Origin of the sequence: Nocardioides massiliensis, from assembly GCF_030811215.1 — a bacterium.
In the GTDB taxonomy this organism is placed as follows: domain Bacteria; phylum Actinomycetota; class Actinomycetes; order Propionibacteriales; family Nocardioidaceae; genus Nocardioides_A; species Nocardioides_A massiliensis.
The window spans coordinates 3,233,304-3,247,684 of the sequence record NZ_JAUSQM010000001.1; the positions used below are offsets into that span (position 1 = coordinate 3,233,304).

Consider the following 14,381-nt stretch of genomic DNA (forward strand, 5'->3'; position numbering starts at 1 on the left):
GTGGGCCGGGGCTCGGATAGCGTGGCATCCGTGACCCATCCCCATCCCGAGTTGAAGTCGCCCCCGAAGCTCCCGAACGACGGGCTCCGGATCGTCGGGCTCGGCGGACTCGGCGAGATCGGGCGCAACATGACCGTCTTCGAGCACAACGGCAAGCTGCTGATCGTCGACTGCGGCGTCCTCTTCCCCGAGGAGCACCAGCCCGGCATCGACGTGATCCTCCCCGACTTCACCTGGATCCGGGACCGCCTCGACTCGATCGTCGGCGTCGTCCTGACCCACGGTCACGAGGACCACATCGGCGGGGTTCCCTACCTGCTGCGCGAGCGCGCCGACATCCCCGTGATCGGCTCCCAGCTGACGCTGGCCCTCATCGAGGCCAAGCTCAAGGAGCACCGCATCAAGCCGGTGCTCAACCACGTCAAGGAGGGCGACCGCGCGTCCTTCGGGCCGTTCGACCTCGAGTTCCTCGCGGTCAACCACTCGATCCCCGACGGTCTCGCGGTGGCGATCCGCACGAAGGCCGGCCTGGTGCTCCACACCGGCGACTTCAAGATGGACCAGTTCCCCCTCGACGAACGCATCACCGACCTTCGCGGCTTCGCCCGGCTCGGTGAGGAGGGCGTCGACCTGTTCATGACGGACTCGACGAACGCCGAGGTCCCGGGCTTCACCATGTCCGAGCGCGACCTCGTGCCCGCGATCGAGACCGTCTTCCGTACGGCGCCACGCCGCGTCATCGTCTCCAGCTTCGCCAGCCACGTGCACCGCATCCAGCAGGTCCTGGACGCCGCGCAGGCGCACGGGCGCAAGGTCTCCTTCGTCGGTCGCTCGATGGTGCGCAACATGGGCGTCGCCCGCGACCTGGGCTATCTGAAGTACCCCGAGGGTCTCGTCGTCCCGTTCGACCAGCTCGAGAAGATGTCGCCCAAGAAGGTGGCGATCGTCTGCACCGGCTCGCAGGGTGAGCCGCTGGCGGCGCTGTCGCGGATGGCCAACCGCGAGCACAAGATCCGCATCGGCGAAGGCGACACCGTGCTCATGGCGAGCTCGGTCATCCCCGGCAACGAGAACGCCATCTCCAACGTGATCAACGGGCTCACCCGCTGGGGCGCCAAGGTCGTCCACAAGGGCAACGCCCAGGTCCACGTCTCCGGCCACGCCAGCGCCGGCGAGCTCGTCTACTGCTACAACATCGTCCGCCCCTCCAACGTCATGCCGATCCACGGCGAGTGGCGCCACCTGCAGGCCAACGCCGACCTCGCGATCCGCACGGGCGTCGAGGCCGACCGCGTCGTGCTCGCCGAGGACGGCGTCGTCGTCGACCTGGTCAAGGGCCGCGCCAAGATCACCGGCAAGGTCCCCGCCGGCAACGTGTACGTCGACGCGCAGACCGTCGGCGGTGCGACCGAGACGACGCTGAAGGACCGGCGCACGCTCGCCGAGGAGGGCGTCGTCACCGTGCTCGCGCTCGTCGACGCCGACACCGGCAAGCTGGCCGAGGAGCCCGACTTCATGGTCCGCGGGTTCGTCCACGACGCCTCGACGTTCCAGGGCGCCGTACCGGTGATCGAGAAGACGCTGGCGCGCGCAGCCGCCGAGAGCATCGGCGAGGTCCACCAGCTCGAGCAGATGATCACGCGCGAGCTCGGACGCTGGGCCTACAAGAAGTTCCGCCGCAGCCCGATGATCATCACCATCGTCGTCGACGCCTGAGCGCGCGTTGACCCGACCCTGAGGGACGTACGCCGTGGCGAACCTGGCACGACTGGCACGCAACGGCGACCTGCGCGAGATCCGCGAGGTCTTGTGTGAGTACGACGTCCCGGGGATCGTCGACGAGCTCGAGCGACTGGACTCCTTCGCGCGCGCCGTCGCGTTCCGGGCGCTGCCGAAGGACCTCGCCCTGGCGACGTTCGAGGACCTCGACCCGCCGCTGCAGCGCGAGCTGGTCGAGGAGCTGCGGGACGAGGCCGTCACCGAGCTGATCGCCGACCTCGACCCCGACGACCGCGCCGGCCTTCTCGAGGAGCTCCCGGCCGGCGTCGCCGCGCGGGTCCTCTCCGGCCTCGACCCGCGCGAGCAGGCGATGACCACCGCGCTGCTCGGCTATCCCCCGCGCTCCGTCGGCCGACGGATGACGCCGGAAGTGATCGCCGTGGCGGTCGATGCCACCGTCGGCGAGGCCTTGACGCAGGTGCTCGACCAGGAGCGGCACGCGGAGACGATCTACACCGTCGCGGTCGTCGGCGCGGGTCGCCACGTCGAGGGCGTGGTCTCCCTGCGCCGGTTGCTGGTCACCGAGCCCACCACGCCGGTCGCTGAGGTCATGTCCGAGCCGGTCACGGTGCGCGCCTCGCAGCGTCAGGAGGCGGCCGCGCGCGTCGTGGCCGACCACGGCCTGGTCGCCGCGCCCGTGGTCGACGACGAGCGCCGCCTGCTGGGTGTGTTCACCGTCGATGACGCCATCCGGGTCCTGCAAGCGGAGGAGGACGAGGACGTCGCCCGCTCGGTGGCGACCAATCCCCTGCGTCGGCCGTACCTCAGCACGACGATCCTCGAGCTGGTGCGCAGTCGCATCCTGTGGCTGCTGGTGCTGATCGCGGCGGCCACGCTCACGGTCAACGTGCTCGACTACTTCGAGGACACCCTCGCCGAGGTGGTCGCGCTCGCGCTCTTCGTGCCGCTGCTCATCGGCACGGCCGGCAACACCGGCGCCCAGACCGCCACCACCGTGGTCAGGGCCATGGCCGTCGGCGACGTGCGGTTCGGCGACCTCCCCCGCGTCGTCGGTCGGGAGGCGGTCGCAGGTCTCTTCCTCGGACTGTCCCTGTCGATCGTCGGCTTTCTGCCGGCCAGCCTCGTCGCCGGGCGCGACGTGGCGATCGTGCTGGCCCTCGCCCTGCTCGTGGTGTGCACGCTCGCCACCACGGCGGGTGCGCTTACCCCGATGCTCGCGCGCCGCCTCGGCCTCGACCCGGCGGTCGTGAGCGCGCCGTTCATCACGACGTTCGTCGACGCGACCGGGCTGATCATGTATTTCCTGATCGCCCAGGCCGTGCTGGGCTTGTAGGAGGGCGACAGGATGGCGACGACGAGCGTGGTGGAGGTCCGATGAGCCGAACCCCTGATCGACGCTGGCCGAAGTCGGTCTATGGCACCGGCAGCGAGCCCGACTACCGGTTCAGCTTCGCCAACGAGCGCACCTTCCTCGCCTGGATCCGCACCTCCCTGGCGCTGCTCGCCGGCGCGGTGGCCATCGACGTCGTGTCCCTCGACATGAGTCGTGGCCTGCAGCGGACGCTGGCGGCCGTCCTCGTCGGGATGGGTCTGCTGTGTGCGATCGCGGCGTGGCTGCGCTGGGCACGGGCGGAGCGGGCCATCCGCCGTCAGGAGCACCTGCCCTCGTTCGGCTTCGCGCTGCTGCTCGCCTTCGGTCTCGTGCTCATCGGCATCGTGGTGCTGATCGTCGGCCTGCAGCCGTGACCGATACCGGTCTCGCCAACGAGCGCACCGGACTCGCCTGGCAACGTACGGCGCTCTCGATCGCTGCGGGCGCAGCGATCGTCGCTCGGTTCACCTTCGACCGGCTCGGCGTGGTCGCGGTCGCCGTGCTCGCCGTCTCCGTGCTGCTCTGCGCCTGGGTCTTCGTCGAGTCCCGCTGGCGCTACGCCCAGCACACCGGGGAGCGCCTGCGTCGGCGTCAGCGGGGAGGACGGGCGCCGTTGTTCCTCACCATCGCTACCTGCCTCATTGCCGTCACCGAAGCGACGGCACTGGCACTGAGGTGAGCCCCAGCCTCGCTGGTGCTGGTGCTGGTGCTGGGGCGTGAGCGCGCGCGCAACAGATCGTTCCGCACCGCGGTTGACGTCTCCTCCGGTCCTGCCTACCGTGAAGACGCCTGACTGAACATTCAGTCAGTGAGGTCGAAGAAGGGTGTCATGACGCAGGCAGACAGCCAGAGCGGCGCGCAGAGACTGGTCGAGGCCGCGATCCAGTTGTTCGGCAAGCACGGAGCGAAGGGCACCAGCCTGAAGGCCGTCGCCACCGAGGCCGGCGTCTCCCCCGCCTTGATCGTGCACCACTTCGGGTCGAAGGACGGCCTTCAGCGGGCGTGCGACGACCACGTTCTGCGGGTGATCCGCGAGAACAAGCGCGCGACCATCGCTCAGGGCCCGCAGCTGGACCCCTTCGTCGCGTTGGGGCAGATGGAGCGCAGCCGCCCGGTCCTGCGCTACCTCGCTCGGACGCTGACCGAAGGAGGCAGCCACGTCGCCGAGCTCATCGACGAGATGATCGCCGACGCGGAGGACTACATGGCCGCGGCCGAGGAGGCCGGCTTCATCAAGCCGAGTGCCACGCCGCGCGAGCGGGTCATCGTGCTGGTCATCTGGTCGCTGAGTGCGCTTGCCCTGCACGAGCACGTCCACCGGCTGCTCGGTGTCGATTTCCTCGACGCGGCCGCGCAACCGCAGAGCCTGGCGCCCTACATGCGACCGATCATCGAGCTCTACACCCAAGGACTGACCGAGAACGGTGCGTTCGACGAGCTGAACCAGGTGTTCGACAGCGGAGCGGAAGGGACAGGGGGCGACGGGGCATGAGCGGTACGCCGGTGATCTCCACCCAGGGCTTGGTCAAGTCGTTCGGGAGCACCCGAGCGCTGGACGGCCTCGATCTCGAGGTCGGTGAAGGCGAGGTCCACGGCTTCCTCGGTCCGAATGGCGCCGGGAAGTCGACGACGATGCGGGTGCTGCTTGGCTTGCTGCGCGCCGACGGTGGGACTGTGCGAATGCTGGGGGGTGACCCCTGGAGCGATGCGGTCGAACTGCACCGGCGCTTGGCCTACGTGCCCGGTGACGTCGAGCTGTGGCCCAACCTGAGTGGCGGGGAGGCGATCGACCTGCTCGCCCGGCTCCGGGGCCGGCTCGATCGACGCCGTCGCGATGAGCTGTGTGAGCGTTTCCGTCTGGACCCCACGAAGAAGGCGCGCACCTACTCCAAGGGCAACCGGCAGAAGGTCGCCTTGATCTCGGCTCTCATCTCCGACGTGGAGCTCCTGTTGCTGGACGAGCCGACGGCCGGCCTGGACCCGCTGATGGAGGTCGTCTTCCAGCAGACCATCCGCGAGGCCAAGGGCGCCGGCCGCACCGTGCTGCTGTCGAGCCACATCCTGGCCCAGGTCGAGGTCCTGGCCGATCGCATCTCGATCGTGCGCCAGGGACGCGTCGTCGAGACCGGCAGCCTGTCGGACCTGCGGCACATGACCCGCACGACGGTCGTCGCCGAGACGGCTGAGCCGGCCTCCGGCTTGGCTGGGTTGCCCGGGGTGCACGACCTCACCGTCGAGGACGGTCAGATGCGGCTCCAGGTCGACGGCGACCGGATCGACGAGGTGGTGCGTGCTCTCGCACCCCTACGCGTCCGCTCCCTGGTCGCTCATCCACCGACGCTGGAGTCGTTGCTGATGCGTCACTACGGCGACGTCCTTCCCCACGGCGCGCCGACGGAGCCGGCGCCGTGAGGCGAGGTCGGCTGACCAGCTCCCTCGCGGGCACCGGGACGCTGGTGCGCTTCCTGCTGCGCCGGGACCGGATCAAGCTGCCCGCCTGGGTGGGCGGCCTGGGCCTGTTCGTCGTCTACATCGGGGCAGCACTCCCCCAGCTCGCCCCCACCGAGGACGACCTCGCCTCGGTCGTCCCGCTGTTCACCCAACCCGTCGGGCGCATGTTCACCGGGCCCGCCTTCGGCATGGACGCGCCGACGTACGAACGGTTCTTCGGCGCCGGCTACGCGCCGTACCTGTACTTGCTCGCCGCCGTCATGAACATCTTGCTGATCACCCGACACACCAGGCTCGAGGAGCAAAGCGGTCGGGCCGAGCTGGTCCGCGCCAACGTCACCGGACGGCACGCCGCGCTCACGGCCGCGCTGGTGGTCGCCGTGATCACCAACATCCTGGCCGCGGGCATCGTGGCAGCCCTAGCGATCGCCAACGGGTTCGCTCCGACGGGTTCGGTCCTGGTCGGGATCGGCACCGGCCTGACCGGGATGGCGTTCGCCGGCATCGCGGCCGTCACCGTGCAGCTCAGCGAGTACTCCCGCGCCGCCGCCGGGATGGCCGGCGCCACGCTCGGCACCGCATTCGTCTTGCGCGCGCTCGGCGACATGGCGGCGGTCGGCGGCAGCGCGCTGTCCTGGGTCTCGCCGCTCGGGTGGCCCGCACAGGCCGCGCCGTACGTCCACGATCGCTGGGCACCGTTGTTGCTGCCGGTCGCGCTCGCGGTGGTCGCGACGGCTGCGGCGTACGCACTGCAGGGGCGGCGGGACTTCGGCGCGAGCCTCCTCCCCGCCCGCCCCGGGGCGGCATGGGCCAAGCCCTGGCTCGGGCGCCCCGTGGGCCTGGCAGCGCGACTGCAGCGTGGGGCGTTTCTCGGTTGGGGTGCCGCCATCCTCGTCCTGGGTGCGGTGGACGGGGCGTTCACGCAGGCGATGCTCGACGCCGGCGACGACATGCCGGCAGCGCTTCAGGAGATGTTCGGCACCCAGGGGCTGCTCGACGGCTGGGTCGCGTTCCTCGGGTGGTTCGTCGGCGTCATCACTGCTGGGTACGTCGTGTTCGCGATGCAGACGCTGCGAACCGAGGAAGCCCGCGGTCGCGCCGACGCCGTCCTGGCCACGCCCGTCAGCCGCCTGCGGTGGGCGGGGTCCCACGTGCTCGTGGTCGCGATCGGTGCTGCCCTGGTCCTGGTCGTGACCGGGATCGGCACGGGGCTCGCCGCCGCCGCCGTGACCGGCGACTGGACATTGATCGGCCCCGTCGTGGCCGCGCACCTCAACGCGGCGCCAGCGGTCCTGCTCGTCCTGGGCATCTGCGGCGCGGCGTTCGGCTGGGCGCCACGGTTGATGGCGCCCTTGGGGTGGACGCTGGTGGTCCTGATCGGCATCGTGGCGTTCTTCGCCGATCTCCTGGACCTCCCCGCGCAGCTGCGCCAGCTCTCCCCCATGGACCACCTGGCGCGCTACCCGGTCGAGAGCTTCGCTCTGACCCCCTTCGTCGTCATCGTGGCGTCGGCGGTGCTCACGGTTGTGCTCGGCATGGTCGGATTCCGACGACGTGGGGTGAACGTCGTCTAAGCCCTGATCCACCGATGGGTGGAGAGTTGAGCGTGGCGTAGAACGAGAATGCCCTTGCTGGGCGAGAGAATCGGAGTTACCACACACACGATTCCGGGCCGAGCAAGGGACACCTCGTAAGTGAAAGCCTCTCACACGATCAGGCCCGTCTTCGATGATCCGAACTTGGTGTCGGCCGCAGGTCTGGTTCCGGCGCTTCGGTTGGCCGAGTCGGCCGGCCTGCACGATCTCCTCGCGCAGCGACTGACGGTGCCTTCGCCGAATGCGGCGACGAAGGCGACCAGCGTGGTGGGCGGGATGCTCGCGGGCGCAGACAGCATCGATGACCTGGACCTACTCCGGCACGGCGGGATGGGTCGGCTGTTCGGCGGGGTGCGGGCACCCTCCACGCTGGGCACGTTCCTACGTTCCTTCACCCACGGGCACGTGCAGCAGCTCGACGCGGTCGGTGGCCGGCTCCTGGCCGGCCTCGCCGACCGGGTTCCAGGACTGGTCGCTGGCGGCGATGCCGCTGAGGAGACCGCGTTCATCGATGTCGATGACACGATCCGCGAGGTCCACGGCTATGCCAAGCAAGGCGCCGCCTACGGCTACTCCCGGGTGCGGGGGCTGAACATCCAGCTCGCCACGGTCTCCACGCCGTTGAGCGCGCCCGTGATCGCTCGGGCACGGCTACGCAAGGGCAACACCGCGTCCGCAGCGGGTGCCGGCCGGCTGCTGGCCCAGGCCATCGGCACCGCCCGTGCATCGGGCGTGAAGGGCCCGATCCTGTGCCGGGCCGACTCGGCCTACTACGGATGGGCCTTCGTCGGGACCGCGATCCGCGCGAAGACCTGGTTCTCCGTGACCGCCCGGATGACCCCCAGCGTGAGCGCCGCAATCACCGGCATCGACCAAGAAGCATGGACACCGATCAAGTATCCGAACGCGATCTGGGAGGAGACAGAGCAGCGCTGGATCTCCGACGCGGAGGTCGCCGAGGTGGCCTTCGTGGCGTTCACCGGCCGCCGCAAGGCCGAGCACGTGGCCTGCCGGCTGGTTGTGCGCCGGGTCAAGCGGCTCCAGGCCCTCGCCGGCGACGGCACCGAACAAGGTGAGCTGTTCGCCAGCTACCGGCACCACGCGTTCATCACCAACTCCACCCTCGACATCGTTGAGGCAGACCAGGCTCACCGTGACCACGCGATCGTCGAGCAGGTCATCGCCGAACTCAAGGACGGCGCCCTGGCGCACCTGCCGTCGGGGAAGTACGCGGCGAACGCCGCGTGGGTCGCGCTCGCAGTGATCGCGTTCAACATCGCCCGTGCCACCGCCGTCGCCGCCAACATGGCCAAGGTCCGATGGGCGACCCTGCGCAAGCGGATCATCAACATCCCCGCCCGGATCGCGGCCACCGGCCGCCGACTCATCCTGCACCTCCCGATCCGATGGCCCTGGGCAGAGCAGTGGGACACCCTCCACGCGCTCGCGACCGGACCACCAACACCCGCCACGACGTGACCATCCAGCCCAGCACGGGCGCAACCGAGGACCCTGAAGTGGAAGAACCGGCGTAGACCGGCAGGTCCCGCACGCCCACGACGCCGCGATACCCGCCAGCGCCGAGAACGACCACTACAGAAACAACGTCGGTGGATCAGGGCTGAGTGCGCGTCGAGCGCGCGCGGACGGGTAAGAGGACACCATGACGCACGCACCCCATGAGGACAGTGACGACGACCGCGTCGAGCGCCGTACCGCCCTGCTCCCCGAAGAGCAGGTCGGCGATGGCAGCGACGATCCACAGGCCCAGGCGGAGCAGATCCTCAAGGAGTCAGACGAGCGCACCGAGGACCCTGAGGAGACCGGCGCGGAGTCGACCCAGACCAGCAGTCCCGACGAACGCGGCGGCACTGCCTGAGCGCCGCGCACCACGAGGGACATGGGTCTGACCCCGTCGTGGGTCGGCGTGGGATCGCCTAGGTTCCGGTCTCTACGATGCAACGGTGCCACTCCGCTTCCGCCCGCCCCGCACCGGAGGCCCAGGCGGGGCACTCACCATCTGGGTGGTGGCACTGGCCGTCTACGTGCTGGCAGTCTTCCACCGCTCCTCGCTGGCGGTGGCGGGCCTCCAGGCAAGTGACCGCTTCGACATCTCCGCCGCGGAGTTGGCGACCTTCACCATGCTCCAGCTCCTCGTGTATGCCGGCATGCAGATCCCCGTGGGGCTGCTGCTCGATCGTTTCGGCTCGCGCCGGATGCTGCTCGCGGGAATCGCGACGCTGACCACGGCACAGGTCGGTTTCGCGTTCGCCACCAGTTACCCGGTCGCGGTGGTCGCGCGGGTCGGCGTCGGGCTCGGGGACGCGATGGTCTTCATCTGTGTGCTGCGGCTGGTGACCACCTGGTTCCCAGCGCGCCGCATCCCGTTGGTGACCCAACTGACCGGGGTGCTCGGGCAGAGCGGGGCGATCTTCGCAGCGGTGCCCATGACGTGGGGTCTGCGCCAGCTGGGGTGGACGACCAGCTACCTGCTCGCGGCAGGTATCGGCGTGGTGCTGGCACTAGCTCTGCTGTTGGTCGTCCGTGACAGCCCCGAGCATCGTTCGCTTTCGGGAGAGCCGCTCAGTTTCGCCGGCATGCGCGGCAGCCTCACCGAGGCCTGGTCCCACCCCGGCACCCGGTTGGGGTTCTGGACCCACTTCACCACTCAGTTCAGCTCCACGACGCTGAGCCTTCTGTGGGGTTATCCGTTCCTGGTACGTGGCCAGGGGCTCTCCTCGACGACCGCGGGACTGCTCCTCACGCTCCTTGTGGTCGCGGTCATGGGCGCAGGCCCGGTGCTGGCATGGCTGATCACCCGCCACCCGTGGCACCGTTCCAGCCTGGTGCTGGTGATCCTGGCGGCGATCGTGGTGATGTGGACGGCCGTCCTGGCTTGGCCAGGTCCCGCGCCCCTGCCTGTCCTGGTCATCTTGATCATCGTGGTCGGCATCGGCGGGCCGGCCTCGATGATCGGCTTCGACATCGGGCGCACCTCCAACCGTGCAGAGCGCCTGGGCAGCGCCACCGGAATCATCAATCAAGGTGGCTTCATCGCGAGCTTGGTGCTCGTCGTCGCCATCGGGGTGATCCTGGACTGGCGCACTCCCGGCGGTGGTGACTATCCCGCCGATGCGTTCACCTGGGCGATGAGCGCCCAGTACGTCCTCTGGGCACTCGGCATCACCCAGATCTGGCGCTTCCGCCGGCGAACCCGGGCGCGAGTCCTGAGCGACCGCGACGGGATCGTCCCCACCGACCCTTGAGCCGGCGACGCTGATCGACCGGTGGTCAGTTCGGGTAAGCGAAGGCTATGACCCACACACCCGATGACGACCAAGACGCCGAGCGTGTCGAGAACCGCACCGCCCTGCTCCCCGAAGAGGAGGCGGTTGGCAGCGACGACCCGCACGCCCAGGCTCAGCAGATTCTCGAGGAGTCGGACGAGCGCACCGAGTCCGTGGAAGAGACCGGCGCGGACTCGACCCAGACCAGCAGTCCCGAGCAACGGGGGCGATGACACCGGACCGAGACGAGGCGGGAAACGACTCCGGCTCGGTCTCCCCACGAGGGGGGACCGAGCCGGAAGTCGTTGCCGGTGGTTATCGGCTCACATCAGCTGCAACCGCTGGTGCTACCGCAGCCCTCACAGACGTAGCAGGAGCCGGCAGGGCGCATCTTCGTGCCGCAGGTGAAGCACAGCGGCGAGTCGACCGCCGTACCGGTGATCTGCTCGAGCAGCTCGGCGGAGGTGTGAGCCTCGGCCGGGGCGGGCTTGGCAGCCTTGGTCTCGACAGGCTCGACCGACGGAGAGGTCGCCTCGACCGATGAGGACTGCGCCTCGACCGCCTGCTGCGGCTCAGCCGGCGTGGACTTCAGCGACTCCGCCTCGGAGACGATCGGCTCGTAGGAGCCGGTCTCGAGGTGGCGCTGACGCTCCTCCGCGGAGTAGATCCCCAGGGCCGCCCGCTCCTCGAAGGGCAGGTAGTCCAGGGCCAGGCGGCGGAAGATGTAGTCCATGATCGACTGCGCCATCCGCACGTCAGCGTCGTCGGTGAGACCGGCCGGCTCGAAGCGCAGGTTGGTGAACTTCGAAACGTAGGTCTCCAGCGGGACGCCGTACTGCAGGCCGATGCTGACCGCGATCGAGAAGGCGTCCATCACGCCGGCCAGGGTCGAGCCCTGCTTGCCGAGCTTGAGGAAGATCTCGCCCAGCTCGCCGTCCTCGTGTGCACCCGAGGTCATGTAACCCTCGGCGCCACCGACGGTGAAGGACGTGGTCAGCGACTGCCGGCTCTTGGGGAGCCGCTTGCGGGTCGGGCGGTACTCGACGACCGTCTTGGTCTCCGGCTCGGCGGCCGCAGGAGCCTCCGCGGCTGCGCCCTTGTTCTCGCCCTTGCCGGTCGCCAGCGGCTGGCCGACCTTGCACGAGTCGCGGTAGATCGCGGTCGCCTTCAGACCGAGCTTCCACGACTGGAGGAAGACCTCCTCGATCTCCTCGACCGTCGCGTCCTCGGGGAGGTTGACGGTCTTCGAGATCGCGCCAGACAGGAACGGCTGCGCCGCCGCCATCATCCGCACGTGGCCCATCGGCTTGAGGGCGCGCGCACCCATGGCGGTGTCGAAGACCTCGTAGTGCTCGGTCTTCAGGCCCGGGGCGTCAATGACGTGACCGTGCTCGGCGATGTATTCCACGATCGCCTCGATGGTCTCCTCGGCGTACCCGAGCTTCTTCAGCGCCCGCGGCACCGTCTGGTTGACGATCTGCATGGAGCCGCCGCCGACGAGCTTCTTGAACTTGACCAGCGAGAAGTCCGGCTCGATGCCGGTCGTGTCGCAGTCCATCATGAAGCCGATGGTGCCGGTGGGCGCGAGCACGGAGGCCTGCGCGTTGCGGTAGCCGTTCTTCTCCCCCAGCTTCACGACCGCGTCCCAGGCCTTGGTGGCGGCCTTGTGGACGGCGGAGTCGATGATGGTGAGCGGGCGTACGGCGTCGTTGGCGGCCTGGTGCTTGCGCATGACCCGCTTGTGGGCCTCGGCGTTGCGGGCGTAGCCGTTGTAGGGACCGACGACCGCGGCGAGCTCGGCGGAGCGCTTGTAGGACTGACCCGTCATCAGCGAGGTGATGGTGGCGGCCATGGTGCGGCCACCCTCGGAGTCGTAGCCAAGACCCATCGCCATCAGCAGCGCGCCGAGGTTGGCGTAGCCGATGCCGAGCTGGCGGTAGTCACGCGTGGTGTCACCGATCGGCTCGGTCGGGAAGTCGGCGAAGCAGATGGAGATGTCCATCGCGGTGATGATCAGTTCGACGGCCTTGGCGAACAGGTCGGCGTCGAAGGTGTCGTCGTCCTTGAGGAACTTCAGCAGGTTGAGGCTGGCGAGGTTGCACGAGGAGTTGTCGAGCGACATGTACTCCGAGCACGGGTTGGACGCGGTGATCCGGCCGGTCTCGGGGTTGGTGTGCCAGTCGTTGATCGTGTCGTCGTACTGCAGACCCGGGTCGGCGCACTCCCACGCGGCCTGGGCGATCTTGCGGAACAGGTCGCGAGCGTCGACGGTCTCGATGACCTCGCCGGTCTTGCGGGCACGCAGGCCGAACTCGGTGCCGTCCTCGACCGCGCGCATGAACTCGTCGCTGACGCGCACCGAGTTGTTGGCGTTCTGGTACTGCACGGAGGTGATGTCCTCGCCGCCGAGGTCCATGTCGAACCCGGCGTCGCGCAGCGCGCGGATCTTGTCCTCCTCGCGCGCCTTGGTCATCACGAACTCCTCGATGTCGGGGTGGTCGACATCGAGCACGACCATCTTGGCCGCACGGCGCGTGGCGCCACCGGACTTGATGGTGCCTGCCGACGCGTCGGCGCCGCGCATGAAGGAGACGGGGCCGGACGCCGTACCACCGGAGGAGAGCAGCTCCTTGGAGGAACGGATACGGGAGAGGTTCAGGCCGGCGCCGGAGCCGCCCTTGAAGATGAAGCCCTCTTCCTTGTACCAGTTCAGGATCGAGTCCATGGAGTCGTCGACCGAGAGGATGAAGCAGGCGCTGACCTGCTGGGGCGACTCGGTGCCGACGTTGAACCAGACCGGGGAGTTGAACGAGAAGTACTGGTGGACCAGCAGCCAGGTCAGCTCGTGCTCGAAGGTCTCCGCGTCGGCCGGGGACGCGAAGTAGCCGTGGTCCTCGCCCGCCTTGCGGTAGGTCTTCACGACGCGGTCGATGAGCTGCTTGAGGCTCCACTCGCGGGCGTCGGTGCCGACGGCGCCGCGGAAGTACTTCGTGGTGACGATGGTCGAGGCGTTGACCGACCAGAAGTCGGGGAACTCCACGCCGCGCTGCTCGAAGACCGACTCACCGGTCTTCCAGTTCGTCTGGACGACGTCGCGACGCTCCCAGGTGATCTCGTCGTACGGGTGGACGCCCGCGGTGCTGAAGACCCGGTCGATCGTCAGCCCGTTGTTCTTGCCCTTGCGGCGGGTGCTCGCTGCTCCGCTCACCGTCTCGGTCATGTGTTCCCCTTCTGGTCCCGGCTGGATGTGTGGCTGCTCGTGCTGGTGGTGGTGTGGGGAGTTGTCGGGGTGGTTGGCGCCCCGGCACACGGCTTCCCCTCCATGTGCCGGGGCGGTCTGTGGGTCAGCCCGAATCGGCTGAGGCGGTCTCGCCCTCGACCAGCTCGGCCAAGGACTCCTGCGTGAGCGAACGCTCCGCGCGCAGCGCCGCGACCTCGGCGACGAAGTCGTCGGCGGACTCGAAGGCGCGATAGACGCTCGCGAACCGCAGGTAGGCGACCTCGTCGAGGGCCTTCAGCGGACCGAGGATGGCGAGGCCGACCTCGTGGGCCGGGATCTCGGCGGAGCCGGAGGCGCGCAGCGCGTCCTCCACCGCCTGGCCCAGGCACGCGAGGTCGTCCTCTGTGACGGGACGGCCCTTGCACGCCTTGCGGGCGCCGGCGATCGCCTTGGCGCGCTCGAACGGCTCGGTGGCTCCGGAGCGCTTCACGACGACGAGCTGCATCTGCTCGACGGTGGTGAACCGCTTCCCGCAGCCGCCGCTGTCGTTCTGGCACACGCGACGACGGCGGATGGCGCTGCCGTCGTCGGCGGTGCGACTGTCGAGCACGCGGGTGTCCGGGTGGCGGCAGAACGGACAGTGCATCGTGCTGCGCTCCCTTCCGAACCGAGTCTCGATGAGGCTTTTCGCCCCGTTCATCCTGTGGATGAGGTGG

Annotated in this window: 13 protein-coding genes; 11 read left to right on the top strand and 2 right to left on the bottom strand. The window is 69.1% G+C overall.

Annotated features, from left to right (window positions below):
- Window positions 1-30: 30 nt before the first annotated feature.
- From J2S59_RS16055 to J2S59_RS16105, 11 genes are all read left to right on the top strand, one after another.
- The gene (locus tag J2S59_RS16055; RefSeq protein WP_068116906.1) at window positions 31-1,716 is read left to right on the top strand and encodes a ribonuclease J; all 1,686 of its coding nucleotides are present in this window, start codon (window positions 31-33) and stop codon (window positions 1,714-1,716) included.
- A gap of 34 nt (window positions 1,717-1,750) precedes the next feature.
- Window positions 1,751-3,073, top strand: coding sequence for a magnesium transporter (gene mgtE, locus J2S59_RS16060; RefSeq protein ID WP_306825288.1), 1,323 nt, complete (start codon window positions 1,751-1,753; stop codon window positions 3,071-3,073).
- A 41-nt stretch (window positions 3,074-3,114) separates the two neighbouring features.
- On the top strand, window positions 3,115-3,486 hold the full coding sequence (locus J2S59_RS16065) for a YidH family protein (RefSeq protein ID WP_068121805.1): 372 nt from the start codon (window positions 3,115-3,117) through the stop codon (window positions 3,484-3,486).
- Complete coding sequence (locus J2S59_RS16070) at window positions 3,483-3,791, top strand: DUF202 domain-containing protein (protein ID WP_068121802.1); 309 nt, start codon at window positions 3,483-3,485, stop codon at window positions 3,789-3,791. Before J2S59_RS16065 ends, J2S59_RS16070 begins: the two co-directional genes overlap by 4 nt.
- A 150-nt stretch (window positions 3,792-3,941) precedes the next feature.
- On the top strand, window positions 3,942-4,604 hold the full coding sequence (locus tag J2S59_RS16075; protein ID WP_068121798.1) for a TetR/AcrR family transcriptional regulator: 663 nt from the start codon (window positions 3,942-3,944) through the stop codon (window positions 4,602-4,604).
- A complete protein-coding gene (locus J2S59_RS16080) occupies window positions 4,601-5,524 on the top strand; it encodes an ABC transporter ATP-binding protein (RefSeq protein WP_306825289.1) in 924 nt (307 codons plus the stop codon). The genes J2S59_RS16075 and J2S59_RS16080 overlap by 4 nt, the downstream gene beginning before the upstream one ends.
- On the top strand, window positions 5,521-7,137 hold the full coding sequence (locus J2S59_RS16085) for an ABC transporter permease (protein WP_068116473.1): 1,617 nt from the start codon (window positions 5,521-5,523) through the stop codon (window positions 7,135-7,137). Before J2S59_RS16080 ends, J2S59_RS16085 begins: the two co-directional genes overlap by 4 nt.
- Window positions 7,138-7,257: 120 nt before the next feature.
- Complete coding sequence (locus J2S59_RS16090) at window positions 7,258-8,637, top strand: IS1380 family transposase (protein ID WP_370871479.1); 1,380 nt, start codon at window positions 7,258-7,260, stop codon at window positions 8,635-8,637.
- Between the two features lie 184 nt (window positions 8,638-8,821).
- Complete coding sequence (locus tag J2S59_RS16095; RefSeq protein ID WP_068120264.1) at window positions 8,822-9,037, top strand: hypothetical protein; 216 nt, start codon at window positions 8,822-8,824, stop codon at window positions 9,035-9,037.
- An 85-nt stretch (window positions 9,038-9,122) separates the two neighbouring features.
- Window positions 9,123-10,424: an MFS transporter gene (locus tag J2S59_RS16100; protein WP_246360277.1), complete on the top strand. Its 1,302-nt coding sequence runs from the start codon at window positions 9,123-9,125 to the stop codon at window positions 10,422-10,424.
- 47 nt (window positions 10,425-10,471) lie between these two features.
- Complete coding sequence (locus tag J2S59_RS16105) at window positions 10,472-10,678, top strand: hypothetical protein (RefSeq protein WP_068120266.1); 207 nt, start codon at window positions 10,472-10,474, stop codon at window positions 10,676-10,678.
- Between the two features lie 95 nt (window positions 10,679-10,773).
- On the opposite strand, the gene J2S59_RS16110 is transcribed toward J2S59_RS16105, so the two are convergent.
- Window positions 10,774-13,665 (bottom strand): vitamin B12-dependent ribonucleotide reductase, encoded by a 2,892-nt coding sequence (locus J2S59_RS16110; protein WP_306825290.1) that lies wholly within the window; start codon window positions 13,663-13,665, stop codon window positions 10,774-10,776.
- A 124-nt stretch (window positions 13,666-13,789) separates the two neighbouring features.
- Window positions 13,790-14,311, bottom strand: a complete 522-nt coding sequence (nrdR, locus tag J2S59_RS16115) for a transcriptional regulator NrdR (protein WP_068122755.1) — start codon at window positions 14,309-14,311, stop codon at window positions 13,790-13,792.
- Window positions 14,312-14,381 lie beyond the last annotated feature (70 nt).